The organism is Dietzia sp. NPDC055340, from assembly GCF_053645335.1.
This window is the reverse complement of record NZ_JBSHML010000002.1, coordinates 166,161-191,556: the sequence shown is the minus strand read 5'-3', so window position 1 is coordinate 191,556 and position 25,396 is coordinate 166,161. Positions and strand designations below refer to the sequence as shown.

General features: G+C 69.7%; 22 protein-coding genes, 1 tRNA gene, 1 other RNA gene and 1 pseudogene. 13 read left to right on the top strand and 12 right to left on the bottom strand.

The window, feature by feature from the left end; translation table 11 throughout:
* Positions 1–7: 7 nt before the first annotated feature.
* Complete coding sequence (locus tag ACWIFB_RS02015; RefSeq protein ID WP_454057119.1) at positions 8–1,102, bottom strand: alpha/beta hydrolase; 1,095 nt, start codon at positions 1,100–1,102, stop codon at positions 8–10.
* Between the two features lie 80 nt (positions 1,103–1,182).
* On the opposite strand from ACWIFB_RS02015, the gene ACWIFB_RS02010 reads away from it, so the two are divergent.
* The 4 genes from ACWIFB_RS02010 (at position 1,183) to ACWIFB_RS01995 (ending at position 5,361) form a co-directional block, all read left to right on the top strand.
* Complete coding sequence (locus ACWIFB_RS02010) at positions 1,183–2,112, top strand: ABC transporter ATP-binding protein (protein WP_454057118.1); 930 nt, start codon at positions 1,183–1,185, stop codon at positions 2,110–2,112.
* Positions 2,109–3,689 (top strand): ABC transporter permease, encoded by a 1,581-nt coding sequence (locus tag ACWIFB_RS02005; protein WP_454057117.1) that lies wholly within the window; start codon positions 2,109–2,111, stop codon positions 3,687–3,689. The genes ACWIFB_RS02010 and ACWIFB_RS02005 overlap by 4 nt, the downstream gene beginning before the upstream one ends.
* A 47-nt stretch (positions 3,690–3,736) precedes the next feature.
* Positions 3,737–4,600: a serine hydrolase domain-containing protein gene (locus ACWIFB_RS02000; RefSeq protein ID WP_454057116.1), complete on the top strand. Its 864-nt coding sequence runs from the start codon at positions 3,737–3,739 to the stop codon at positions 4,598–4,600.
* Positions 4,601–4,851: 251 nt separating this feature from the next.
* Complete coding sequence (locus tag ACWIFB_RS01995) at positions 4,852–5,361, top strand: DUF3145 family protein (protein ID WP_452099421.1); 510 nt, start codon at positions 4,852–4,854, stop codon at positions 5,359–5,361.
* A gap of 98 nt (positions 5,362–5,459) precedes the next feature.
* Here ACWIFB_RS01995 and ACWIFB_RS01990 read toward each other — a convergent pair whose 3' ends face one another.
* The 5 genes from ACWIFB_RS01990 to aceE all read right to left on the bottom strand — a co-directional run bounded on the left by ACWIFB_RS01990 (position 5,460) and on the right by aceE (position 12,637).
* Complete coding sequence (locus ACWIFB_RS01990) at positions 5,460–6,896, bottom strand: acyl-CoA carboxylase subunit beta (protein WP_452099422.1); 1,437 nt, start codon at positions 6,894–6,896, stop codon at positions 5,460–5,462.
* 259 nt (positions 6,897–7,155) lie between these two features.
* Positions 7,156–7,407, bottom strand: coding sequence for a meromycolate extension acyl carrier protein AcpM (gene acpM / locus ACWIFB_RS01985; RefSeq protein ID WP_454057115.1), 252 nt, complete (start codon positions 7,405–7,407; stop codon positions 7,156–7,158).
* Between the two features lie 102 nt (positions 7,408–7,509).
* Positions 7,510–8,436, bottom strand: coding sequence for an ACP S-malonyltransferase (locus ACWIFB_RS01980; RefSeq protein ID WP_454057114.1), 927 nt, complete (start codon positions 8,434–8,436; stop codon positions 7,510–7,512).
* Between the two features lie 155 nt (positions 8,437–8,591).
* Positions 8,592–9,845, bottom strand: coding sequence for a PucR family transcriptional regulator (locus ACWIFB_RS01975; RefSeq protein ID WP_454057113.1), 1,254 nt, complete (start codon positions 9,843–9,845; stop codon positions 8,592–8,594).
* The gene (aceE, locus tag ACWIFB_RS01970; protein WP_454057112.1) at positions 9,842–12,637 is read right to left on the bottom strand and encodes a pyruvate dehydrogenase (acetyl-transferring), homodimeric type; all 2,796 of its coding nucleotides are present in this window, start codon (positions 12,635–12,637) and stop codon (positions 9,842–9,844) included. The genes ACWIFB_RS01975 and aceE overlap by 4 nt, the downstream gene beginning before the upstream one ends.
* 303 nt (positions 12,638–12,940) lie before the next feature.
* On the opposite strand from aceE, the gene ACWIFB_RS01965 reads away from it, so the two are divergent.
* From ACWIFB_RS01965 to ACWIFB_RS01955, 3 genes are all read left to right on the top strand, one after another.
* Entirely contained in the window at positions 12,941–13,375 is a 435-nt protein-coding gene (locus ACWIFB_RS01965) for a DUF3052 domain-containing protein (protein WP_452099426.1), read from the top strand.
* Positions 13,376–13,516: 141 nt separating this feature from the next.
* Positions 13,517–13,592: transfer RNA gene (locus tag ACWIFB_RS01960), tRNA-Val, on the top strand.
* Positions 13,593–13,638: 46 nt separating this feature from the next.
* Entirely contained in the window at positions 13,639–14,511 is an 873-nt protein-coding gene (locus ACWIFB_RS01955) for an MBL fold metallo-hydrolase (RefSeq protein WP_454057111.1), read from the top strand.
* Positions 14,512–14,547: 36 nt separating this feature from the next.
* On the opposite strand, the gene ACWIFB_RS01950 is transcribed toward ACWIFB_RS01955, so the two are convergent.
* The 4 genes from ACWIFB_RS01950 to ACWIFB_RS01935 form a co-directional block, all read right to left on the bottom strand.
* Positions 14,548–15,720 (bottom strand): RCC1 domain-containing protein, encoded by a 1,173-nt coding sequence (locus tag ACWIFB_RS01950; protein WP_454057110.1) that lies wholly within the window; start codon positions 15,718–15,720, stop codon positions 14,548–14,550.
* A 64-nt stretch (positions 15,721–15,784) separates the two neighbouring features.
* Complete coding sequence (locus ACWIFB_RS01945) at positions 15,785–16,804, bottom strand: SURF1 family cytochrome oxidase biogenesis protein (RefSeq protein WP_454057109.1); 1,020 nt, start codon at positions 16,802–16,804, stop codon at positions 15,785–15,787.
* 30 nt (positions 16,805–16,834) lie between these two features.
* On the bottom strand, positions 16,835–17,308 hold the full coding sequence (locus tag ACWIFB_RS01940) for a low molecular weight protein-tyrosine-phosphatase (RefSeq protein ID WP_452099430.1): 474 nt from the start codon (positions 17,306–17,308) through the stop codon (positions 16,835–16,837).
* A complete protein-coding gene (locus ACWIFB_RS01935; protein ID WP_452099431.1) occupies positions 17,298–17,966 on the bottom strand; it encodes an HAD hydrolase-like protein in 669 nt (222 codons plus the stop codon). The genes ACWIFB_RS01940 and ACWIFB_RS01935 overlap by 11 nt, the downstream gene beginning before the upstream one ends.
* Before the next feature lie 220 nt (positions 17,967–18,186).
* Between ACWIFB_RS01935 and ACWIFB_RS01930 the strand changes: the two genes are divergently transcribed.
* The 5 genes and pseudogenes from ACWIFB_RS01930 (at position 18,187) to ACWIFB_RS01910 (ending at position 22,095) form a co-directional block, all read left to right on the top strand.
* Positions 18,187–19,377 carry a Nif3-like dinuclear metal center hexameric protein gene (locus tag ACWIFB_RS01930; RefSeq protein ID WP_454057108.1) on the top strand — a complete coding sequence of 397 codons (1,191 nt, stop codon included), beginning with the start codon at positions 18,187–18,189 and terminating at the stop codon, positions 19,375–19,377.
* 11 nt (positions 19,378–19,388) lie between these two features.
* On the top strand, positions 19,389–20,120 hold the full coding sequence (locus ACWIFB_RS01925; protein ID WP_452099433.1) for a zinc ribbon domain-containing protein: 732 nt from the start codon (positions 19,389–19,391) through the stop codon (positions 20,118–20,120).
* An 8-nt stretch (positions 20,121–20,128) separates the two neighbouring features.
* Positions 20,129–20,764: pseudogene (locus ACWIFB_RS01920) on the top strand (histidine phosphatase family protein); the annotation flags it as partial.
* A 37-nt stretch (positions 20,765–20,801) separates the two neighbouring features.
* Positions 20,802–21,227, top strand: an RNA gene (gene rnpB / locus ACWIFB_RS01915) — RNase P RNA component class A.
* 364 nt (positions 21,228–21,591) lie between these two features.
* Positions 21,592–22,095, top strand: coding sequence for a DUF732 domain-containing protein (locus tag ACWIFB_RS01910; RefSeq protein WP_454057107.1), 504 nt, complete (start codon positions 21,592–21,594; stop codon positions 22,093–22,095).
* 181 nt (positions 22,096–22,276) lie between these two features.
* On the opposite strand, the gene ACWIFB_RS01905 is transcribed toward ACWIFB_RS01910, so the two are convergent.
* Positions 22,277–23,068, bottom strand: a complete 792-nt coding sequence (locus ACWIFB_RS01905; protein ID WP_454057106.1) for a hypothetical protein — start codon at positions 23,066–23,068, stop codon at positions 22,277–22,279.
* A gap of 354 nt (positions 23,069–23,422) precedes the next feature.
* Here ACWIFB_RS01905 and ACWIFB_RS01900 point away from each other — a divergent pair, with 354 nt between their 5' ends.
* Positions 23,423–23,596, top strand: a complete 174-nt coding sequence (locus ACWIFB_RS01900; protein WP_454057105.1) for an SPOR domain-containing protein — start codon at positions 23,423–23,425, stop codon at positions 23,594–23,596.
* A gap of 10 nt (positions 23,597–23,606) precedes the next feature.
* Here the strand turns inward: ACWIFB_RS01900 and ACWIFB_RS01895 are convergent, their stop codons facing one another.
* Positions 23,607–25,238, bottom strand: coding sequence for a CYTH and CHAD domain-containing protein (locus ACWIFB_RS01895; protein WP_454057104.1), 1,632 nt, complete (start codon positions 25,236–25,238; stop codon positions 23,607–23,609).
* Between the last annotated feature and the right edge of the window lie 158 nt (positions 25,239–25,396).

Sequence of the window (25,396 nt, the reverse complement as noted above, 5' to 3'; positions counted from 1 at the left end):
GCCTCGTTCAGTAGGCCAGCCCCATGCGCAGCGCGCCGACCGCCTGGGCCAGTGCTTCACGGGCGATCGGGCTGGCGCCCACGCCGTTGACGAACGGGTGCACCAGCGAGGCGTGCCGCCGCAGCGACACCGCGACGCCGGCGTCGGACATCCTGCGGGCATACGCCTCGCCCTCATCGCGCAACGGATCGAAGCCGCCGGTGGCCACGTGCGCCGGGGGCAGCCTCGAGAAGTCCCTCGCCAGCAGCGGGGAGGCACGCGGGTCGGTGCGGTCGTCGTCGGATCGGATGTAGGTCTTCTCGTACCAGTCCATTGTCGCCTTCGTGAGGTAGAAGCCCTCACGGAACGTCTCGTACGACGCGGTCCGGGTGGACATGTCGGTGGCGGGGACGAACAACAACTGGAAGGCGGGCATCGTCTCGCCGGCGTCGCGGGTCTGTTGACACACGACCGCCGCGAGGTTACCGCCGGCGCTGTCACCGCCCACCGCGATGCGGGAGGCGTCCACACCGAGCTCTGCGGCGTTGTCGCGGACGTACCGGAACGCCGCGAGGGTGTCCTCTACAGCCGTCGGGAACTGGAATTCGGGAGCGAGCCGGTAGTCCACGCTGAGGACCTTCAGGCCGCCCTCCCGGGCGAGGTAGCGGCACGTGGCGTCGTGCGAGTCGACGCTCCCGAGCGTCCACCCGCCACCGTGGAAGTAGATCAGCACCGGCTGCGGCTCGTCGGTGTCCACGGGCGCGTAGAGGCGGGCGGGCAGGTCGGCGCGTGCGGGATCGTCACCGGCGAGCGGAAGGATGATGTCCTTGACGACGGCGAGGTCGATCCGGCCGCCGGACGCGGTGAACGCCGAGCGTTCGACCGTCTCCCGCGCCTCCTCGAGTGCGAGATCCTCGTACTCGCCCCCGGCCATCAGGGAGATCACCCGGAGGCCGGCCTGGAAGTGCGGGTCCAGGGTCTGGCCGTCGACCTGACGCGGCGAGCCCGCGATCGCCCGGATCAGCCCACCCGGTAGGCGCCCCGCCGTCGTCATGGCGGCCTTCACGAGCCGGTCTGCGAGCGTCGGAACGAAGGCCCGGTGGCCGGACATCGGAGAGTTCATTGCCATATTGTGGCGTGTAACCGTCCGCCTGTGGTGGGTATCCGACGGCCGGACGACGGTAGCCGACGAAGGGGCTGGTCATGCGTCCAGAAACCGACGACGTCATCCGGATCGAGGGCCTGGTCAAGGCGTTCGGCAGGGCTCGGGCGCTCGACGGGCTCGACCTGGACGTGAGCCGCGGCGAGGTCCACGGATTCCTCGGTCCCAACGGGTCGGGGAAGTCCACCACCATCCGGATCGTGCTCGGGCTCATGCGTGCGGACTCCGGACGGGTCACTCTGTTCGGCGCGGACCCGTGGCGCGACGCGGTCGACCTCCACAGCCGCCTGGCCTACGTCCCGGGCGACGTCACGCTCTGGCCGCGGCTGACCGGCGGGCAGAGTATCGACCTGCTCGGCAGGGCGCTGGGCGGCCTCGAGCAGGGGCGTCGCGACGGACTGATCGAGCGGTTCCGACTGGACCCGACCAAGCGCACCCGCGACTACTCCAAGGGCAACCGGCAGAAGGTCTGCCTGATCGCCGCGTTCGCCTCTGATCCCGAGCTACTCGTACTGGACGAGCCGACATCCGGGCTGGACCCGCTGATGGAGCAGGTGTTCCAGGAGTGCGTGCGGGACGCGGTCGACCGCGGCACCACGGTATTGCTGTCGAGCCACATCATGGGTGAGGTCGAGGCGCTCGCCGACCGCGTCAGCATCATCCGCGACGGCCGCACGGTCAGCTCGGGGACACTCGCGGAACTGCGACGGCACACCACCACCGAGGTGCACGCGATCACCGACAGGAGGCCCGACGGGCTAGACAGAATCGGCGACGTCGTGGACGGTGGCGTGGACGGGTTGCGGGTCACGGAGGTCGACGGTCGGTTCGAGGTCCGCTGCCACGTGCCGGCCGCTCTGCTCGGAGAGGTGACAGGGGTTCTGCACGACGCCGGGATCCACACCCTCACCGCGACCCCGCCGAGCCTCGACGATCTCTTCCTGGACGCCTATTCGGGAGCGCGGGCGTGACCTCGCCGCTGGCCGGCACGGGACTGCTCGCCCGGGTCGCGCTGCGCACGGGCTGGCGACCCGCAGCCGCGTGGGTGATCGGACTATCCGTCCTGTTCCTGGCCACCGGCGTGTCGATCGCGTCGCTGTATGACACCCCGGCCAAGCGAGCCACGTACTCGGCCTCGCTCGGCGACACGATGGTGATGCTCACCGGCCGCGTAGCCGGACTCGACACCCTCGGTGGGATCGTCATGAACGAGTTCGCGTCGCTCGTCTCGTTCGGCATCCCGATCATGGCGATCGCTCTCACCGTCGGCGTGACGAGGAGGGAAGAGGAGTCCGGACGCTCCGAGCTGATGCTGTCGGCCAGGGTGGCCAGACTCGCCCCGGTCACTGCCGCCCTCGTCGTCGTCGTCGGGATTTTCCTCCTCCTCGGGCTGGCACTGTGGGCGGCCACATTCGCGCTCGACATCGACCGCACCGGCGCGGTGCTCTACGTCGCCTCCATCGCGGCCACAGGAGGGGTCTACGCCGCCGGCGCCGCCGTCCTGGCCCAGGTGTTCGCCCACAGTCGGACCGTCTGGGCGGTGGGATTGGCCATCGCCGGGCTCACGCTGGTCACGCGCGGGATCGGCGAAACCCGGGGCACCGCGCTCGGCTGGGCCTCCCCTCTCGGCTGGCAGACCCTGGTCCGGCCCTTCGGCGACCCCTCCGTGGGGCCGCTGCTGCTGTCCGTCGCGGTGGCCGGCTCGCTTGGGGCGCTCGCGGTGTGGCTCGCCGGTCGGCGGGACGTCGGCGAGGGCATGATCCCGACCGGTTCGGGCCCCGCCCACGCGAGCCGGTGGCGCGCGTCCCGCACGGGCGCGGCGGTGCACCAGCACCTCGGCGCGCTGATCGGCTGGACGTTCGGCGTGGTGGCACTGATGGGGCTGTACGGCAGCCTGATGGCCGTGGTGGTCGACGCGATCGAATCCAACCCGGATCTCGCCGTTTTTCTCGGAGGCTCGGGCGCGGTGGTGGATTCGGTGGTCCGGATGCTCGTCGCGTTCACCGGTTTCCTCGGGGCCGGGTTCGTGCTGCAGACGCTCGGAGGACTTCGCGGCGAGGAGACGTCCGCGCGACTCGAGGTGGAACTGGCCGGCGAGCGTACGCGCCTGTCCTGGCTGGCCGGGCACGCGGTGGTGGCGGCCGTGGGCGCGACCGTGGTGGTCGCGGCCGGCTCGCTCGCCTTCGCGGCGACTACTGCGGCCGCGCTCGACGACCCCGGGACGTTCGGCTCGATCGTCGGTGCGGGGCTGTGGCAGCTGCCGGCCGTGCTGGCGTTCGCGGCACTGTCCGTGGGACTGTTCGGCCTCGCACCGCGACTGCAGACCCTGGCGTGGGTGGTGTTCGTCGTCGCCGTCGTCGTCACCTTCATGGGACCCACGCTCCGACTCACCGACGCCCAGATGCGGTTCTCCCCGTTCGGGGCGGTGGGCACCCCGCCCGCCGGCCCCGTCGACACGGCGGGGGTCGTGGTGCTGCTCGCGGTGACGGCTGTGCTCGTGACCGCGGGACTCGTGGGCTTCCGGCGTCGGGACGTGCCCCGGACCTGACAGACTGGCGGGCAGGACCGAACCACACACGCACCACGGAGGAACCGATGTCGCACGACCTGCTCGAGAAGGCGCTCGCCACCGTCGAGGACTGGCCGGTGGATAACGTCTCGGCGGCGGTCGTCGGCCCCGACGGTGCGGTGACGACCCACGGCGACCGGTCCCGCGTGTACCGGCTGGCGTCGGTGACCAAACCGATCGTGGCCCTCGCGGCGCTCCTCGCCGTCGAGGAAGAGGCCATCTCCCTGGACGATCCGGCCGGGCCGGAGGGCTCGACCGTGCGGCACCTGCTCGCCCACGCCTCGGGCCTGGACTTCGCCGACCGCGACAAGGTCCGCACCGCGCCGGGGGAGCGACGCATCTACTCCTCCGCGGGTTTCGAGGTGCTCGCCGACCACATCGCGGAGGCCACGGGCATCGCGTTTCCGGAGTATCTGGACGAGGCCGTGTGCCAGCCGCTCGGCATGACCTCCACGGTCCTCGAGGGCTCGGCCGGGCACGGCGCGTCGGGCAGTCTGGCCGATCTCGTGGCGTTCGCGCGTGAGCTCGTTGCGCCCCGGCTGCTCGCGGCAGCGACCCTCGAGGAGGCGGTGAGTGAGCAGTTCCGCGGACTCGACGGGCTCGTGCCCGGGTACGGCATGCACAAGCCGTGCGAATGGGGGCTGGGCTTCGAGCTGCGCGGCGCCAAGCATCCGCACTGGACCGGGCAGCACAACTCGCCGGCGACGTTCGGTCACTTCGGTCAGTCCGGGACGCTGCTGTGGGTCCAGCCGGAGATCGACACGGCGCTGGTCGTGCTCACCGACCGGGACTTCGGGGACTGGGCCAAGCCGCTGTGGCCCGAGTTGTCCGATCGCGTTGTGGACGCCGCCACTGCGCGGGCGAGTCAGACGGACGCGCTCCGGGGCTGAAGCGCCGGGGCATCTGACGCGACTCGCGGGCGTCGCACGGTTTCTGGTGGAGAGTTCGCGACACACCGCGGCGTGGTCGGATCACCGGAATCACGGTGCTGTAACTTTGCTGAGAATCCAGAAGTGTCACTGGTGTAAGTCGATCACTTGGGGCACAGTGGTGAACAACAACAACAACACACGCAACATCATTCACACGATTTCATGAGGTCGTTGGGGAAGACGTCCCTCAGTGAGTCGGGAGTGAAGTGATGTCTGACCTTAACCATTTCGCGGATACGACGACCGGCGTGGTGTTCATCCATGCCGCGCCGACCGCGTTGTGTCCTCACGTCGAGTGGGCTCTCGCGAGCATTCTCGACGCGTCGTCGGCCATGCGCTGGGAAGACCAGCCGGCCCAGCCCGGTGCCCGTAAGGCCATCGTGGACTGGATCGGCCCGGTCGGCACCGGCGCGCGCCTCGCTGACGCGTTGGCAAAGTGGTCCATGTTGGCCTTCGAGGTCACCGAGGACCCGAGCGACCTCGTCGACGGCGAACGCTTCTCGCACACGCCCGAGTTGGGCATGTGGCGCGGGCAGACAGGCGCGAGCGGCGACGTCGTGCTCGGAGAAAACAGGCTCCGGCACCTCATGGCCGCCGGTCCCGCGGCGTTCTATGCCGCGGTCGAGGCCGAGCTGGGCTCCGCCTGGGATCGTGCGCTGGAGCCTCTGCGCGGCCATCCCGCCGCCGCCGAGGTCACCTGGCTCTCGCGCGTCGGCTGACGCCGTACGCTCCCTCGTCCACCACGAGAACGCCCGCTCCCGACGATCGGGGAGCGGGCGTTCTCGTGTTCCGGGAACGGGCCGGAGGGCAGGTCAGATCACAGCGGGATGTTCTTGTGCTGGCCGCGGGTGTGCGACGCGGAGCCCAGTGCCTCGGCCAGACGACGACGGGTGTCGGTGGGCTCGATGACCTCGTCCACCACGCCGATCGACATGGCACGGCCCACACCGCCCGCGATCGCCGCGTGCTCCTCCGCCAGACGCTCGTGGAGTTCCTCGCGCTCCTCCTCGGGCGCGGCGGCCAGGGTGCGCTTGTGCAGGATCCCCACTGCGGCCTTGGCTCCCATCACGGCGACCTCGGCGTCCGGCCAGGCGAACACGGCCGAGGCGCCGAGAGCGCGGGAGTTCATCGCGATGTAGGCGCCGCCGTAGATCTTGCGGGTGACCAGGGTGACCCGGGCGACAGAGGCCTCGGCGAAGGCGTGGAGGAGTTTGGCGCCGCGACGGACGACGCCCTCCCACTCCTGTGAGACGCCCGGCAGGTAGCCGGGCACGTCCACGATCACGACGAGGGGGACGCCGAAGGCGTTGCAGAGGCGAACAAACCGGGAGGCCTTCTCGGCCGACTCGGAGTTCAGGCAGCCGCCCAGCCGGAGCGGGTTGTTGGCGATCACGCCGACCGAGCGGCCGGCGATCCGGCCGAAGCCCACCACGATGCTGGGGGCCCACTTGGCCTGGAGTTCCTCGAACGTCGTGTTGCCGTCGAGCTCGGAGGAGTCGAGGATGCCGTGGACCAGTGGCCGCACGTCGTAGGCGCGCTTGGGCGACTCGGGCAGCAGCCCGGCGAGATCCGTGTGGTCGGACTCGAGAGCACGCTGGTCGAATTCGCCCTGCGCCGACAGCAGGTTCACGAGGCGGCGAGCCCGGTGCAGGGCGTCACGCTCGTCATCCGCGGCGATATGGCACACACCCGACTTGCGGTGGTGCACGTCCTGGCCGCCCAGGCCCTCCATGTCGACCTGCTCGCCGGTGACGTCGCGGACCACGGCGGGTCCGGTCACGAAGACCTTCCCCTCCGGGGCCATGATCACGACGTCCGTCAGCGCAGGGCCGTAGGCGGCGCCGCCGGCGGCGGGGCCGAGCACGACGGAGATCTGCGGCACGCGGCCCGATGCGCGGACCATCGCCTCGAATACGGTGCCGACGGCGTGCAGCGCCTCGACGCCCTCGGCGAGACGGGCACCGCCCGAATGCCACACGCCGATGACGGGCAGCTCCTCGTCGATGGCGACGTCGATCGCCTTGACGATATGGCGGCAGCCGTCGAGACCCATTGCGCCGCCCATGACGGTCGCGTCAGTGGCGTACGCGACGGTGGCGATGCCGTCGATGCGCCCGCGTGCGGCGAGCGCACCCGAGGCGTCGGGCTCCGTGATGAACTCCAGAGAGGCGGGATCGAAGAGGTTCTCGAGCCGGACGACGGGGTCGCGCGGATCGATCTGGGTGTTCTGGTCCACAGTGCTGGTGATGGTCATGAGTGCAGTCCTTTCCCTGGCGCATGTCCCGGTGAGGGAGAGTGCGCCGTTAACGGACCCCCGGACTGGCTGGTGGGTGAGCGCCGGAATCGGGACCCCCGTCCCGATCCGGTTCTCGTACCCGGTCTCCCGCGCTGGGCGGGTTGTCGTTGATATGGAGTGCCCCGCGGTGACGGGAGGGGACGCGGGCTCGACGTGGTGCACCGACCGCACCTTTCGGCCCATGAGCGCGTCCCCGCCCGTCATGCGAGGCGGGATATCAGGCCTGGTCGATCTTCTTGATGTAATCGACCGCATCCTGCACGGTACGCAACTTCGCGAGGTCCTCGTCGGGGATCTCTACGCCGTAGCGATCTTCGGTCTGCACGGCGATCTCCACCATGGAGAGCGAATCGATGTCGAGATCATCGACGAAGGACTTCTCCGGGGTCACCTCGGAAGGCTCGATTCCGGTGACCTCCTCGATGATCTCCGCCAGTCCTGAGACGATCTCGGCCTCGGTGCGTGCCATGTGGTGTCCTTTCGGTTGGGTTACGCCGTGCCCGGCGGGCATGACGAACGGCAGTAGGCGATCTCCGGCGGGCGCCGGATCTCGCGGGTGGATGGGTGTGGTCTAGGTGCCGCTGAGCGCGGGAACCGAGTCGAGCGTCTGCTCGAGATCCTCGGGGGTGTTGAGCCCGTAGCGGGGGACATCGCGCATCATCCGCTTGGCGAGCCCGACGAGCGCACCGGACGGCGGGAGCTCGACGAAGGTGTCGACGCCGCGCTTGAGCATCGTCTGGGTGCACAGGTCCCAGCGGACGGGGCTGGTGATCTGGGAGATCACGCGATCGAGCGCCTCACGGCCGGATGTGACGGCCATGCCGTCTGCGTTCGACAGCAACGTCAGCTCGGGATCGCTCACCCGGATCGAGGCGGCGAGCTCGCCGACCCCGTCGACCGCCGAGGCCATGAACTGGGTGTGGAACGCGCCGGCGACCTCGAGTCGACGCAGCCGCGCACGGCTCGGCGGGTTCTGTTCCAGGGCGTCGCACGCCTCCAGTGGCCCGGCGGCGACGATCTGGCCCGCCCCGTTGCGGTTGGCGGGCGTCAGACCGGCGTTCTCGAGCGCGAGCAGCACATCGGCCTCGACGCCGCCGAGCACGGCGATCATCCCGGTGGGGCGATCAGCGCACGCCCGGGACATGGCATGGCCCCGAACGGAGGCGAGCCGCAGGGCGTCGGACTCGGAGATGACCCCGGCGATCGCGAGCGCCGCGACCTCGCCGATCGAGTGTCCCGCCACGATAGTGTCGGCGGGGATCTGACCGCGACGACGGAGCTCGGCCGCGCCGAGCAGCGCGGAGGCCACGACCAGTGGCTGGGTCACCGCGGTGTCGGTGATGTCCTGAAGGGTCGCAGTGGTTCCCAGCCGCTCGAGGTCGAGTCCGCTGGCGGCGGTCCACTCATCGATACGGCTTTGGGCGCCGGGTAGCTCGAGCCAGGGGGCGAGCATCCCGGCCTTCTGGGACCCTTGTCCGGGGGCAGTAAGGCAAAGCACGGGTATCAGACAACACGTCCGGGGTCGGTTCCACTGATGTTCTGCAAGCCAGAAACGGAAACGAGATTTTGTGGAGTTCCCACAAAACGCGAGTTGGCTGCCAGCCCATCTGTCAGAGAGTCCGTTTCGTTACACATTGGGACGAGAGTGATTATTTAGCCCTCCTGAGATCCGCGCTCGTCGAACTTCCCCAGAACCAAGGCGATTCGGAGGACAAAAGCATCCCTGGCGTTAAGGGGGTCGAAGGCAGTGATCTGGCTCACTCTTTTCAAGCGGTAGCGCACGGTATTGGGATGGACATACAACTCCCGGGCGCACTTCTCGACGTGTCCGCCGGAGTCGAGATAGGCCCGCAGGGTGTCCTCGACCGAGGAATCCGCACCGCGGAGCGGTGCGACGACGCGCTCGACGAGCATGGAGGCCGCGCTGCGATCTCCGCCGAGGACACGCTCGGGGAGGAGGTCCATCGCGGCCACGGGCCGGGGTGCACCCGGCCATCCGCTCACGGCCGCTGCGCCGGACAGTGCTTCGGCTGCGCTGTCCGGCGCCTCCACGAGCGACCCCACCGTGTGCCCGTGGACGACGGGGGCCTCGGGGGAGAAGGCGTCGAGAACCGCCGGGGGGATGGTTACGGTCGACTCGATCTCTCCGGAGAGGATGACGACGAGCCGCGCCCCCTGCACCACCGCCAGGGCGTGGCGGCCGGAAGCGACGGCCGCCCGATGCACCGCGGTGACCGAGGCCAGGCCGAGGTCGTCACGGGGGGAACCGATGATCACGGTGGCGGCCGTGGTCGGATCCCAGTTGAGGGCGGAGGCCCCCGAGGTGAGATCGGCGTAGCGGTCACCACGGACGACCGCGTCGACGATCATCGCCTCCATGCGGGTGTCCCACGCGCCGCGGTTCTCAGCCGCGGCCGCGTACACGGAGGCCGCGGTGAATCCCAGTTCGCGACCGAACTTGAGGACGGCGGCGATCATGAGTCCGCGTTGCCGTTCGTTGTGGGTGATTCGGGGCATCACCAGCTCGAAGTACTCGAGGGTGGAACGGACCAGCTGCACGGTCTGCTGCAGGGTCAGTCCCTGCCCGAGTCCCTTGGGAAGCAGCTTGAATCCCGCGATGGTGTCCGTGTGTTGCGCCTGCGGGTTGCGCATCCAGGTCACGAAGTCTCGCACCGCACTCTGGATGATGAGCTGGATCTCCGCGCGTTGATCGGCTGACAGTTCCGCGAAGAACGGCAGTTCCACCTCGAGGGCGCGGACGGCCTCGGTCGACAACGTCCCCGAGTACCGGGTGATGCGCTTGAGGAGCGCGTCCGACACAGGCCGTTGATCCGGCGGCGTGGCGGACCGCCGCCGGATCGACTGCTTCTCCTGTGCCCCGGGCTCGGGGTCGGTCGTATCGGTCACGCCACTCCGGGGTCCGTCGTCGGCTCCGGAGCCGCCATCACGTCGTCGATCTGATATTGGCGGGCCGCCTCCAGCAGGGTGCGCTTCTCGATGCTGCCCTCGCGGACCAGGCCCGCGAGCACGGCCACGATGATCGACTCGGTGTCGGTGTTGAAGAACCGACGGGCGGCGGGCCGGGTGTCGGAGAAGCCGAAACCGTCGCAGCCCAGCACGGTGAAGTCGCCGGGCACCCAGGCGCGGATCTGGTCCGGCACAGCCTTCTGGAAGTCGGTCACCGCGACCTTCGGGCCCTTCGCGTCGGCCAGCGCGGCCGTCACGAACGGGACGCGCGGCTGCTGATCGGGGTGACGCAGCTCGTGCCGCTCGCACTCGAAGCCGTCCCTGGCGAGCTCGTTCCAGGATGTCGCCGACCACAGGTCCGCTGCGACGTCCCACGTCTCGGCGAGGATCTTCTGCGCCTCGACGGCCGCGTACATGGCCACACCCGAGGCGAGGATCGAGGCCTTGTGGGTCCCGCTCTCGGCCTTGCGGAACCGGTAGAGGCCGCGGAGCAGCGCGTCGGCGTCCAGGTCCTCGGGCTCGGCCGGCTGGGGGACGGGCTCGTTGTACAGCGTGATGTAGTACGAGACGTTGCGGTCGATCCCGTCGGTCTCGGTCTCATGCGAGGCCCCGGGGCCGTACATCCGCTCGATGCCGGCGCGGATGATGTGCGCGACCTCGTAGCCCCACGCCGGGTCGTAGGAGATGATCCCCGGGTTGGTGGCGGCCAGGAGCGGGGAGTGGCCGTCCATGTGCTGCAGACCCTCGCCGGTGAGCGTCGTGCGGCCGGCGGTGGCGCCCAACAGGAAACCCCGGGCCAGCTGGTCGGAGGCGGCCCAGATGCCGTCGCCGGTGCGCTGGAAGCCGAACATCGAATAGAAGATGTACAGCGGGATCATCGGCTCGCCGTGGGTGGCGTACGCGGTGCCGGCGGCGGTGAACTCCGCCACCGAACCGGCCTCGCTGATCCCCTCATGCATGATCTGGCCGTCCTTGGCCTCCTTGTAGCTGAGCATGAGGTCGTGGTCGACCGAGGTGTAGTTCTGCCCGTGCGGGTTGTAGATCTTCAGCGTCGGGAACCAGGAGTCCATCCCGAAGGTCCGGGCCTCGTCGGGGATGATCGGCACGAAGCGGTCCTTCAGGTCCTCGTCGCGCATGAGTTCCTTGACCGTGCGCACCAGCGCCATCGTGGTGGCCACGGACTGCTTACCCGAGCCCTTGCGGAGCGAGGGCAGGGAGTCGATTCCCGGGACGGACAGCGGGGTGAACGTCTGCCGGCGCTCCGGGACGTGGCCGCCGAGCGCTGACCGCCGCTCGAGCATGTAGCGGATCTCGGGGGAGTTCGGGCCCGGGTTGTAGTACGGGGGCTGCGTCGGATCCGCCTCGAGTTCCTCATCGGTGATGGGGATCCGCTGGGTGTCGCGGAACAGCTTCAGGTCGTCCAGGGTCAGTTTCTTCATCTGGTGGGTCGCGTTGCGGCCCTCGAAGTTCTGGCCGAGGCCGAAACCCTTGATGGTGTGCGCGAGGATCACCGTCGGCTGTCCGGTGTGCTCCAGGGCGGCCTTGTACGCGGCGTGGATCTTGCGGTAGTCGTGGCCGCCGCGGCGGAGATCCCAGATCTCGTCGTCGGTCATGTCCTCGACGAGTTTCGCGGTGCGGGGGTCCCGGCCGAAGAAGTGCTCGCGGATCCAGGCGCCGTCATTGGCGCGGAACGTCTGGTAGTCGCCGTCCGAGACGGAGTTCATCAGGGATACCAGTGCACCCTCGGTGTCCTTCTCGAACAGCTTGTCCCACTCGCGGCCCCAGACGACCTTGATGACGTTCCAGCCCGCACCGCTGAAGTACGACTCCAGTTCCTGGAGGATCTGGCCGTTTCCGCGCACCGGCCCGTCGAGTCGCTGGAGGTTGCAGTTGATCACGAACGTGAGGTTGTCCAGGCCGTCGTTCGCCGCGACCTGGAGGGCGCCCCGCGACTCGACCTCGTCCATCTCGCCGTCGCCGAGGAACGCCCAGACGTGCTGCTCAGAGGTGTCCGCGATCCCGCGGTTGTGCAGGTACCGGTTGAACCGCGCCTGGAAGATCGCGTTGAGCGGACCCAGTCCCATCGAGACCGTGGGGAACTCCCAGAACTCGGGGAGGCAGCGGGGGTGCGGGTAAGAGGGCAGCGACCGTCCGGGGTGGCTCTTCTCCTGTCGGAACCCGTCCAGGTCGTGCTCACGCAGCCGGCCCTCGAGGTAGGCGCGTGCGTACATGCCGGGAGAGGCGTGGCCCTGGAAGTAGATGTGGTCGCCGCCGCCGGGGTGGTCCTTGCCGCGGAAGAAATGGTTGTAACCCACCTCGTACAGCGGGGCGGCGCCGGCGTAGGTCGAGATGTGGCCGCCGACCCCGATGCCCGGGCGCTGGGCGCGGTGCACCATGATCGCGGCGTTCCAGCGGATCCAGCGGCGGTAGGTGCGCTCTACGGACTCGTCACCGGGGAAGTTCGGTTCGAGACTGGTGGGGATCGTGTTGACATAGTCGGTCGAGGTGAGCGCGGGAAGCGGCACACGCTGCTTCGACGCGCGCTCGAGCAGACGGAGCATCAGGTAGCGGGCACGCTCGGGGCCGGCCTCGGCCAGGAGACCGTCGAGCGAGTCCATCCACTCCTGGGTCTCCTCCGGGTCGGAGTCGTTGAGGTACGAGGCGACCCCCTCGCGGAGGACCGGCACATTGGTGGGTGCGGAACCGTCCTTGGAGCCTGCTCTGGGCGTCATATCTCTCGTCCTCACTTCTGCGATTCAAACCGTGATGGCCAGGTGGGGCCATCACCCATGTCGTGGTGCAGCTTCCGGGCCGCCGCGTGTGCCGCGGGTGTGGGCGGGAGGGCGGCGGGCCCGGTATGGACCGTTAGTCGGGCCACGATCCCGATTGTGCCCCAAAGCGTGACGGGCGACACGTGGGCGGTGCCGGACCCGTTAAATCGGCGGTAGTCGTTTCGCCTGCGCCCGTGCGCGGGTACTGTTCCTAGTCAGCGAAGAACCGAAACATCAACCCGGATTAGAGGGAGGAACACCACGGTGGTCGCCGCGGCGAACCAGCAGGGCGAAGCGGACCAGGTTTCTGGTCAGCTCGAACTGGCGGAGGGCATGCTCGTTCAGGAGGTCGGATGGGATTCCGATTGTGACGAGTCGATCAGCGAGGCTGTCGAGGACGCCGTCGGATCAGAGTTGCTGGAGGAAGACACCGATGAGGTGGTCGACGCTGTGCTGCTCTGGTGGCGCGACGGTGACGGCGACCTCGTCGATCGGCTGATGGATGCGGTGACTCCTCTGACGGACGACGGATCCGTGTGGGTCCTCACCCCCAAGACGGGGCTGGACGGGCATGTCGAGCCGGCGGTCATCGCGGAATCGGCGCAGACCGCGGGGATGCTGCAGACCCGGACGGCCGCCCTCGGCGACTGGGCCGGTAGCCGACTCACTCTCCGGAAGAACAGCGCTCCCCGGAAGTAGTCCTTCCCGGGTCGGTAACGCGTTCTCGCCCGGGCCGAATGTGAGCGCCGCCCCCGGCGAACCGGGGGCGGGGCGGCAGTCGGTCCGCGAGGCGAGTGCGTTAGTCTCACCTGCACCGGTGCGCTCGACGCACCGGATCACGCGCGCGTAGCTCAGCGGTTAGAGCTCTGGTTTTACACACCAGCGGTCGGGGGTTCGATTCCCTCCGCGCGCACCACGGAAGATGCAGTCCGTGCGTCCCCTCGTGAGCGGAGGTAGCGCGCATGAATGCCCGGCGACGCCCACTGGGACCGAATGTCGACCAGCTCGTCGGACCGCAGGGGGGTCGTTACCCCGACGGGAACCCGCTGCAGATCCGGGCGGGCGAGAGTGTAATCCTGCTCGACTCGGCCACCCATCTGGACCCCACCGCGGCCGACCTGCTGCTGCTCAGCCACTTCCACGAGGATTATGTCGTGGGCGCCGGTCGCCGCACGGGCCCGGTCGTGGTCCACGAGAAGGACGCAGGCCCAGTCAGGGACTGGGAGGCGTTCGTCGACGAGATGGGGTTCGCCCGGGGTGCCTGGGAGGCGGAGATGCGGGACGCCTTCGACTGGGCCCCGATCCCTGACGTCTCGATCTACACCGATGACGAGGTCTTCGACCTCGGTGGTGGGGTGACGGCGACGGTGATCCCCATGCCCGGCCACGCGGCGGGGCACTGTGGCTTTCTCATCGAGCCCGACGGGGTTCTCTTCCTCGCGGACGTCGACCTGTCCGCGTTCGGCCCCCTCTACAGCGATCGAAGTGCGAGCCTGGGCGACATGCGTCGCACCGTGGCGATCTGTGCGCAGGTTGAGGCCCGTTGCTACGCGACGTTCCACCACAAGGGTCCGTTCTCCGACCGAGCCGAGTACCGGGACGCGCTCGCGAAATACGCGTCGATGATGGATGTCCGTGAAGCCCGGGTAGTCGAGTTGCTCGGGGCGGGGAGGTCGCGGGCCGACGAGATGGTGGGCGAGGGTGTCCTCTACCGGCCCGGCCCCCGGCCGTTGTTCGCCGACCACATGGAGCGGGAGGTGTGCGTCAAACACCTCGAAGACCTGGTCTCCCGCGGTCTCGCCGTCGACGAGGGTGGCGACTTCCGGCTCGCCTGAGCGGGGATCATGTGGTGACCCCGAGTCGGATCCCGGTCAGGACGAGGGTCCCAGCAGCACCACGTTGCCCGAGACCTCCTGGGCCGGCCCGGGGAGCGGGAGCAGGTAGGGAAGACGATCGGTGTTCTCGTACGGTCCCTCCCGGCGGCTGCCTCCCCACGCCCACAGGCCGCCGTCGTCGTCGATCCCGTACGAGGCGGAGTCAGCGGCGAATATCCGCGTGAGCGGGGGCAGACCGGGGACCTCGCGCGGGGTGGCTATCGCGGTGTTCTCGGTGTTCCCGTCGCCGAGGACACCTGACACCGTGCGCCCCCAGGCCCAGACCCGGCCTTCCCTATCCAGGGCCAGCGCATAATTTATGCCGCCGGCCACGTGTGACACACCCTCGAGGTCGCCCACCCGCACCGGCCTCGCGGTTTCACCGCCTCGCGGCTCTACGCCGAGCAGACCGTTCTGGTTGTTGCCCCACGCGCACACCTCGCCGGCGCCGGTGGCGATCACGGCGACGTCCCCGGGGTTGGCGATGCTGACCGCTCCGGAGACGTCCTTGATGTCGCGGACGCGGGTTCCGTTCGGTTCCCCCAGACTCCGGACCAGATTGGTGCCCCACCCGGTGACGCGTCCGTCGGCGCGCAGCGCGAGGACGTTGAGACTGCCGTCGGCGATGTGGACGATGTCCTCGACCTTGCCGACCCGGGTGGGCGCCATGCCGTCGAGCTCGTCATCGCGTTGTCCGCCGTCGGCGATCAGGGGATCACCCCATCCCGTCACCGTGCCGTCGCGGTGCGTGACGAGGAAGCTCGAACCCACGGCGGCCACCGAGACCGCGTCGGAGATCCCGGGCACGACCCGCGGGGCGAGGGTTTCGCCGGCGCCGCCGCCGGTGCCGGCGAGCGATCCCTGGTAGTCGACGCCGACGACCGAGACCGTGCCGTCCGTGTGCACGGCCGCAAGGGTGGTGCGCCCGTCGGCGACGGAGACGACCTGCTCCCAGCCCCGAACGGGTCCGACGGGAAGTGAGCTGCGCACGGCGGGTGCCATCAGGATCGCCTGCCCGGGCTCGTGCCGGTCCGGGGTGGGGGCGGCCGAGGAGTCCGAGCACTGATCCGCGGTCGTGACGGCACGGTCGGCGGCGGTGCACGACGTCAGTCCGGCCAGGGCCATGCCGAGCGAGGTCGCGGCGCCCAGGGCGCGCAACAGTCGAGTCATATCAGCGATCTCACCGCATGGACGGCGACGGCGGGGGAGTTCAGGTGAATCGCGCGGCCGGATATCAGGAGCGTAGGCGGTCCGCGCGTCGGTGCGCCCGGCGCTTCTCCGCGTCGTCGCGCTGGCCGTAGCGGGCCCGCATCGCCCGCTCCCGGGCTATCGCCACGTTGGTGGTCGGATCGGCGCCGGCCTCGTCAGCGCCGGCCCCGTCAGCGCCGGGGCCGGGGGTACCGGTCCCGGCACGCGCGCGGGTGGGGGTGTCGCCGGTGACTGTGTCGTCGTCGGAATCATCGCGGGGTTCGCCACCACCGGCGTCTCGCGCCGCCACGTCGGACACCGCGGCCTCCTCGGCGTCGCGACGCCGGGCCTTGACCTCGGACCACGCGAAGTAGCCGAGCGCCGCGGGCGCGAGGATGCCGAAGGCGAGCCACTGCAGGCCGTACGAGAGGTAGGGGCCGGCCTCGATCGACGGAATCGGCGCCGGGTTGAGCGCGCCGGGCTGGCCGCCGGACAACTGCAGGTAGCCGACGGTCTCCACCGGCTGGCCGAGGGTCTCACCGAGGACGACGGGGTCGACGATCCGGACCGCGGGGAGCCCGTCCACGGTCACCGGCTCGGCCTGCCCGTCCTCCGCGGCGCGCAGCCGGGCGGTGATCTCCAGGTTCCCGCCGGGGGCGGCCTCGTATTCCGGCACGGTGTTGTTCTCGCCGACCGGAATGTAGCCGCGGTTGACCAGGAACTCCCGGCCGTCATCGGCGGCGAACGCGGTGAGGACCTGGTAGACGGGCTCGCCGTCGACCGAGCGCAGCCGCAGCAGCGCCTCCGCCTCCGGTTGCCACCGCCCGGCGACGGTGACCAGACGCCACTCGCGCTCGGCGTAGTCCCCGGGGCTCGAGACCACCTCGGCCAACGGCGCCGGTGCCGCCTCCACGGACTCGGCGAGCCGCGCGTTGCGCGCGTCGAGGTCGCCGCTCTTGCCGAGCTGCCACGGGGCGAGGATCGCGAAGCACGCCCAGGCGAACACGATCACGGCCAACACACCCAGAACCCAGCCGGGGGTCAGGAAACGCCGCAGATTCCGCATGCCTCCAGGGTATCCGTCGGACCGGCGGGGCTACCCGAGCAGGCCACGCACCTCGCTGACGAGGCCGGGCAGCGCGGCCGCGATCTGGAGGCGGGTGCGGGTGAAACCGCTGTGGTCGCCGTAGTAGGGGTCGGCGACGTCGGTGCCGTCGGCGCTCGGATCGTACGAGCGCAGCAGACGGATCCGCTCGGCGGCCACGTCCTCGGCGAGCAGGTGGTCGCGGTGGCCGCTGTCGAGTGCCACCACCAGGTCGGCGTCGTGATCAGCGCCGGAGAGCTTGGCCGCGGCATGCACGCTGCCGAACCCGTGCGCCTCGAGCTCGGCGGCCGCCCGCGGGTCCATGCCGTCACCGACGTGCCACCCGCCGGTCCCCACACTCGACACGACCACCTGGTCGCCGATCCCGGCGTCGGCGAACGCCTGCCGCGCCATGGACTCGGCCATGGGGGAGCGGCAGATGTTGCCGGTGCACACGAACACCACTCGCACGCGATCACTGCTCACGGATGATCGCCTCCAAGTCGGCCGTGTCGATCGCGGACCACCGCGCGTCGTTCCACTCCTCAGGCCGCCCGTAGCCCCACCGCACCAGCGCGGTGTCGATGCCGTACAGGGCCGCGCCCTCGACGTCGTGCTCCCGGTCGCCGATCATCAGCGCGCCCCGGGTCCCGCCGTCGGCAGCGGGCACGGCCGCGACCCCGAGCGCATCGAGGGAATGAGCGATCACGTCGGCCTTGGCCAGCCTGCCCACGGACAGGTCGGCGCCGCCGATGAACTCGAACGGCGCGGCCAGGTCGAAGTGGGCGAGGATCCGCCGCGCGGCGTCCTGGTCCTTGCTGGTCGCCACGGCCATCCGGTAGCCGTCCACGGCGAGTCGGTTCAGGAGGGTGTCCATGCCGGTGAACACGGCGTTCTCCTGCCAGCCCACCTCGTCGTAGCGCTCGCGGTAGGCGGCCAGCGCGCGGTCCAGGTCGGCGCCGGCCAGACCGAGTGAGGCGAGGGTCTCCGTCATGGGCGGCCCGGCGATGGAGCGGATGTCGCGCGAGGAGTCCCAGCGGCCGCCCACGGCATCGAGGGCGTGCTGGAGGGAGCGGGAGATGCCGTCGAGGGAGTCGGTGATGGTGCCGTCGAGGTCGACGAGCAGGATCGGTCGGTCGGACATGCCGCCATCCTCCCAGAGATCGCCGGCGCGGGGCCGGGCCGGCCGGGGGAGCGGGTGGCGTGGGTGAGTGGCCCGGGGGACGGGGAGAAGCGACGACGGCAACATCGCCCCCACCCCCTCATACTTCACCGGTGCCGCGGACAGTCGCGGGGGCGGCGGGGCACGATGGTGGGCGGTGTCGTCCGCGTGCGGCGGACGCGGGACGGATAGGGGAATCACAGTGACCACCGGATCTGCAGCAACCGAGCCGGCGACCCCCGGGGCCCCGACCCTCGGCGAGGTCATAGCGATTCTCGAGGAGGCCTACCCGCCCCGACTCGCCGAGTCGTGGGATCGGGTCGGGCTGGTGGCGGGGGATCGCTCGGCGCCGGTGAGGCGGGTCGTGGTGGCCGTGGACGCCACGGACGAGGTCGTCGATCACGCGCTCGCCGAGGACGCCGACCTGCTGCTGGTCCATCACCCGCCGCTGATGAAGGGTGTGCACTCGGTCGCCGCCGATACCCCCAAGGGGCGGTTGCTGCACCGGCTCATCGCAGGTGGGTGCGCCCTGTTCTCGGCGCACACCAACGCCGACTCGGCCCGGCCGGGTGTCAACGACGCCCTCGCCGAGGTGCTGGGGCTGACCCCCGGCCGGCCGCTGGCACCGAGCGGTGACGGAACGGTCGACCGGTGGGTCGTGACGGTGCCCGAGGGCGACGTCGACACGCTGATGCAGTCGGTGTTCGCCGCCGGGGCGGGGCGGATGAGTGGTTACGCGGAGTGTTCCTTCTCGGTTGCCGGGACGGGGCGGTTCCGACCCGGCGACGGCACCGATCCCACGATCGGCGCGGTGGGTGAGGCCGAGGAGGTGGCCGAGCTCCGGGTGGAGTTCGTCGCCCCGCCGGAGCTGCGGTCGGTGGTGCGACGGGCCGTCATCGATGGCCACCCGTACGAGGTTCCTGCCATGGACGTGCTGGTCAACCATGCCGGACCCGCGCCGAGCGCAGAGGACGCAGGCCTCGGTCGGGTGTGCGAGTTGGACGCTTCCATGACGCTGGCGGAGTTCACCCGGCTGGTGGCGGGCAGGCTGCCGTCCACCTCGTGGGGGGTCCGCGCGGCCGGTGACCCGGAGGCACGGATCCGCCGCGTGGCACTGTGTGGCGGGTCCGGCGACTCGCTGCTGGGTCTGGCCCGGTCGGTCGGTGCGGACGTGTATCTGACCGGCGACCTGCGGCACCACGTGGTCGACGAGCACCTCCGCGAGGGCGGGCCGATGCTCGTCGACGCCGCCCACTGGGCGCTCGAGTTCCCGTGGTGCGCCCAGGCCGCCGCGCTGCTCGAGGAGCGGGCCGGGGTCGTGGCGACGGTGTGTGACCGACGTACCGACCCGTGGACGGTCTCCGCGGGGGGAGACGGCGGCGGGCGGCGGTAGTCTTGGGCCCCATGAAGGCCGATCCCCACCTCCAGCGTCGACTCGTCGACCTCGCCGACCTCGACCTGCGACTGGCCGGGCTCACGCACCGGCGCGATGCGCTGCCGGAGCAGGCGGCTCTCGATGATCTTCAGGCGCAGCGGCGGGCGGGAGTGGAGTCGGCGGCGCGCGCAGGGATCCACGTCGAGGATCTCGACCGGGCGATCGCCAAGCTGCGCTCGGACCTCGACGCTGTTCGTAAGCGCCGCGCCAACGACTCGAAGATGCTTGCTGCCGGCGGCATCTCCGAACGACAGAGCACGGAACTCGAGTACGAGCTCCGGTCGCTGGCCCGCCGCGAGGCGACTCTGCAGGAGGAGCTGGCCGAGCTCGGCGAACGCCATGAGGCGGTCGAGGCCGATGTACGGCATTCCGGAGCAGTAGTCACCGACCTGGATGCGCAGATCGGAATGGCCATCACCGTCCGCGACACCGCTCTGGCCGAGCTCGAGGACTCCGTCACCGCGACGATCGCGGAGCGGGCGCGCGAGGCCGAGGACGTGCCCGCCGACCTGCTGGAGCTTTACAGCCGTAGTGCGGATTCCGCAGGCGTTGGCGCCGCGATCCTCAACGGCAACCGCTGCTCGGCGTGTGCCATGGACCTGGATCGCAGCACGATCTCGGCGTTCCGCTCCGCCGCGGCCGACGAGGTCCTGAACTGTCCCGAGTGCGGCGTGATCGTGGTCCGCACCGCGAACTCGTGAGCGGCGGCCCGGGCTGGACCGGGGCCGTCGGCAGGCCCACCCACATCCTGCTCGCGCGGCACGGTCAGACGCCGCTGTCGGTGGACCGACGCTACTCCGGTCAGGGCGACCCGGAACTCACCGAGCTCGGCGTCGCCCAGGCCGAGCGCACCGCCGCACGCCTGGCGGCGCAGCCGCACCTGGCGGCCGTGGTGTCCTCGCCGCTGCGCCGATGCCTGGCCACGGCCGAGCGCACGGCCCAGGCGGCAGGTGTCCCGCTGCTCGTCGACGACGACCTGATCGAAACCGATTTCGGTGCCTGGGAGGGGCTGACCTTCCGCGAGGCCGCCGAACAGGACCCCGACGTGCACTCGCAGTGGCTCGGCGACACCACCGTCGCGCCCCCGGGCGGGGAGAGCTTCGCCGTTGTCCGCGAACGTGTCGAGCGGGGGCTGCGCCGGATCGTCGACGAGCGCCCCGGTGGGGTCGTCGCGGTGGTCAGCCACGTCACGCCCATCAAGCTCGCGATCCGGGCGGGGCTGAACGCCGGTGACGATCTGCTGTTCCGGCTGCATCTGGACCTGGCGTCCGTCTCGGACGTGCGCTTCTACTCTGACGGGCCGACCTCGGTCCACCTGGTCAACGACACCTCGCATCTCGACTGAAGGTCCAGCGCTGCGAGAGTTTAGACTGTCTGGCGAACGAGTCGGCCGGACGGCCGCGGGACGGGGACCATCGCCGGTCGGCGACAGGCCCGCCTCCCGAGGAAAGTCCGGACTCCACAGAGCAGGGCGGTTGCTAACGGCAACCCGGGGTGACCCGCGGGATCAGTGCCACAGAAAACAGACCGCCGCGCCGTTGGTGCGGTAAGGGTGAAACGGTGCGGTAAGAGCGCACCAGCACCCCGGGTGACCGGGGTGGCTAGGTAAACCCCGCCCGGAGCAAGGTCAAAGACCGCACCCCTGGTGGTGCGGTTGCGCGGATGACGTGCAGCGATGCACGAAAGGGCTGCTCGCCCGAGTCCGCGGGTGGACCGCTTGAGGTACCCGGCGACGGTGTGCCCAGATGGATGGTCGTCGCCCTCCCTCGTGGAGGGCACAGGATCCGGCTTACAGGCCGGCTCGTTCACCCCGCCGCTGGTCGGCGTATGAACTACGGATATGCGTAGGCCCGAACATTACGCACCGTACGCATTATCCGCGCGTTCCGGCGGCAGGCAGGGCTGCTGCGGGACCAGTGCGGGACCGGCCGGGCCTGACGGACTTCGCCGCTACCCTCCGCGCATGCTCTGGACCGACGCCCCCACTCGCTGCCCCAACGGCCACCGCCTCGGACCCAGCCGAGTCCTCGTCGGCTGGCTCGCGTCACGCGCCGGCAAGCTCGAGCAGGGCTCCCTCACCCACGATTGCTTCGAGGGTGGCGCGGTCACGCTATGGGAACCGACCTGCAGCTGGAAATTATGGGCGCCGCGTGAGCGTCGTACACACCTGATATGGATACCCTCGCACCCGACGAAAGACGCACCGTGACCAACCCCGACCCCTGGACCGCTACCGGCCAGCCCGAGACCAAGACGTCCCGCACATGGTGGATCGTCGGTGGCGTTGTCGTCGCGGCACTAGCGATGTTCGTGGTGTTCCTCGCCGGGCTGGGATGGGAAGAGGCGATCGAACAAGAGGCCGCTGCCGATACTACCTCCACCAGCAGTCTCGCACCCACATCTTCTGACCGTGACCCGACAACGGCTGATGGAGTGGGTGGCCGCGATCCGGTGACACTATCCGAGCAGATCGGCGAGATTGCCGGTGTCAGTCTCACCCATGTCCAAGTGGGCAATCTCGCGACGCGCACCTGCACTGCTCTTGATGCTGGCGCAACGAACCGGCAGGTGGCAGATGAGGCGGCAGCGAGCACTGCTGGTCGGTGGGATGATACGCAGGCTCGACTGGTGGTCATGATGATGATGTTGGAGTATTGCCCCCGTCACGCTGGGTAACCCTTTGAAACACGTAACCGGCTTACAGGCCGGCTCGTTCGCCTGCCTTCCGCAACCCGACAGTGCGCGCACCGAACGACAGACACAAGCCGAGGGCGGGGATCTGCTTGTGAGATCCCCGCCCGCAGCGAACGCGCTGGAATGGTCCAGCGGAGTGCGGCCTGCTCAGCCGCAGGAGCGGTCAGGACTCGAAGATGCCCGACACGGAACCGAAGATGTTCTCGAGGCTGCCCCCGTCCGGATCGAGCTCGAAATTCGTGGTCTCGCAACCGAAGACGAAATTATCGATGGCGACGCTCTCAGCCGCGTTCTCGCGGGTCTTCTGAACACCGACACCGGTGATCGTTGCCTCCGGGTTCTTCTCGATGATGTCCGCCAGGGTGGTCCGCTCTCCGCGGGGGAGTACCACCTCGCCGCTCTCATTCACGACGGGACGGGTGACCCAGAACTGCTCGGACTCGCTCGCATCAGCCGACTGCCAGTCGCCGGTGCCAGCGTCCGGGCTCCACGTGATGGTCGCGAACCCCTTGGCATCACCGTCGTTGCCCTGGACGCTAGCGTCGAGGAGGCGGATCTGCATTGCCGGAGCCTGGCCTTCAGTGGTGTAGTCGAAGTTCAGCAGAAGCTCGTCGTCCTCACTGAGAAGGTCCGCGAGATCCATGCCGCCGGCGTCCTTGTACATCGATACGCCCGGCGTATCTTCGTCCTGTTCGCCGAAGACCAGCGCCGCCTCTCCGACATCCTCCGTAGCCTCGACGGCTTCGATCGTGGCCGGGGTCTCGTCACTGGGAGTACTCCAGCCGGAGGCGGCGAGCGTGGAGGGGGTTACGATCTGCTCTCCGCAGTTGTCGCTACCGAGCGAACCGCCCGGAAGTGATGACTGGGCCCCGGCTATCGGTGCGGAAAGTGCCGCCCCGGCACCGAATGCGACGGCGACAGAGGCTACTCCGACGGATCGGATGACGTTCTTCATGCGTCCCCCTTCTGCTTTCTCGGCCGCCGATCTGACGACCGCGAGATGGTGGTGCTGCTCACATGCCGCAGCTGAGGGCCACGTAACCGCAGCGAAATAACGAGCTCAACCGCAATTCGGTTTTTTCCGGTGTCCAGTCGAGGTGTCAGGTGTCGAGTTCGCACGTCAGAGAGGCCGCGAGGGCAAAAGTGAGAGAATAGTGCTTGTTTCCCAAATGGTGGGAATGTTACCGGTGGGACAAATGAGCAGCGGGCTTTGAGTTCGCCCACTGTGCTGACGCCGGGTTCCCAGCGGCGCACCGGGCGGCTCGATAGGGTGGGGCCACACCGTGGGACCGAGCGAAGGAGACCGGCCGTGGCCGACGACCAGTGGTACTACGACCTCGCCTCGGGCGAGGCCGTGCAGGGAAAGACCAGCGGCTGGGAGAACAGGATGGGCCCGTACGCCAGCCGCGGTGAGGCCGAGGCCGCGTTGGCCAAAGCCAAGGCCCGCAACGAGGCGTGGGACGCGCAGGACGAGGACGACTGACGGGCCCGGCTCAGCCCTTCTTCCGCGACCTCTTGCCGCCCTTGCTCCTCTTGCGTCGGGTCGCACGCCGCGATTCTGACAGTTCGCGGTAGGCGGCGGTAACCGTGGCCGCGTCGTTCTCGAACCCGGCGAGGGTGTGCTCGGAGAATCCGCGCTCGTGCTCGAAGAGCACGCCGAACCCGAAGGTCGACTCGCCGGCCGCCTCGGCCCGCCGCGCGATGCGACGGATCCACCGGCGCGCGGTCACGCTGTCCTGGACCTCGCCCAGTACGGTATGAAGCCGCTGGCACGCGGTCCGCAGCGGCGCCACGTTCAATCCGTCCCTGTCCGGTAGCGAGCCGACGTTGCGCCGTAGCGCCTTGGCGCGCTTGCGCACCACGTGGGTCAGTTCCTCCCGCTGCGCCAGACTGAGGTCGAGCGAGGCCAGGTCGCGCTCGGTCCGGGTGCGGGATTTCGAGAACTTCGCGAACTGCCGGTCGACACCGCGCAGAACCATCTCCTCGGCCTCGCGCCGCTGCCTCTTGTCCGCCTCGGCCGGGAATCGGTCATCGCCGGGCTGGCCGGGTCCGGGTTCGGTGCCGGCCACGCGCAGGAGTTCGTGGAGGGCGTCGAGCAGGTCCAGGTACCTGTCGGAGAGCAGTGCCGCGATGACGCGCTCGCCCGCCCGTTTCTCCTCGGCGTCGAACTCGGACCGAAGCCGCTGACGCGTCTGCAGCGTCACGACGTCCTCGGGGTACTCGGCGGCGATCGTCCCGAGCCGTTGGTCGACCACCTGGATGTCGCGCACCTTGCCCAGCACGGCGGCGAGCACCTTCAGCTCCTCGAGCAGCGCGGCCAGGTCCACATCGCTTCCGGCGGTCTCGGCATCGAGCTCGGTGGCGTACGAGCCGATGGTGCTGCGCAACCCGCGCACGGCGACGCGCATCTGGTGAACGCCGGTCATGGTGACGCGCCGTGCGGCCGGGTCGTGGTCGAGGAGTTGCCGGAGGTCCTCGCCGAGCGCGTCGCGGACGGGGGAGACGCCGCGGTCCCACGCCTCGGGGACCGGGCCCACGGCGCGGGCGAGTTTCGACGACGACGACGAGGCCCGCGCGCCCGCGGAAATGCACGCCGCGGCGACCGCGGCCAGGGCTTCCCCGGCGTGGGGCAGGGTCGGGTCGACGAGTTCGGCCTCCCACTCGCGCCATCGGGATGCGGAGCCGTCGGCTACGAACGACTCGGTGGTCACCCGATCGTCACAGAATTCCACGACCGCCGTCCCGTCGGCATCGCGCAGGAGGGTGACCCGGCGCTGGTTGTCGATCCGGGCGATGGGCGATAGTTCCCGTCGGCACACCAGCCCGGCGACGGCGTCGACGAACTCGGTCGGGACCTCGTCCCCGAGCGGGGCCTGCAGTTCGAGCCGGCCATCGCGGCCGGGCAGCTTGAGGTGCCAGCCCGCGTCGTCGCCACCGGTGCGGCGCCGCAGCGTCACCTTGTGGCGGGTCAGCGACAGGTCTGCCGTGTCGTAGTAGGTGGCCGACAGTTGATGCTCCACCGGATCGTCCGCGGCCAGCGGCGCGAAGGCCTCGGCCGAGGGGGCCGGATCGTCCGCCCCGACCTCGAACTTGCTCTCCACCTCAACGGTCTCGCTGATCGCCATGATCTGGTTGTACCAGCAGCGGGTTAACGCCGCAGGTCCCTTCGCCCCTGCACGGACTTACTTGGGAGTAAGGTCTGACGTGGCTCCGGGCTCGCGTGGCACTGGTCACATGCTGAGCAGCGCGTAGGCGGTCGGCCGGGGCCTGCAGTCTGATGTCG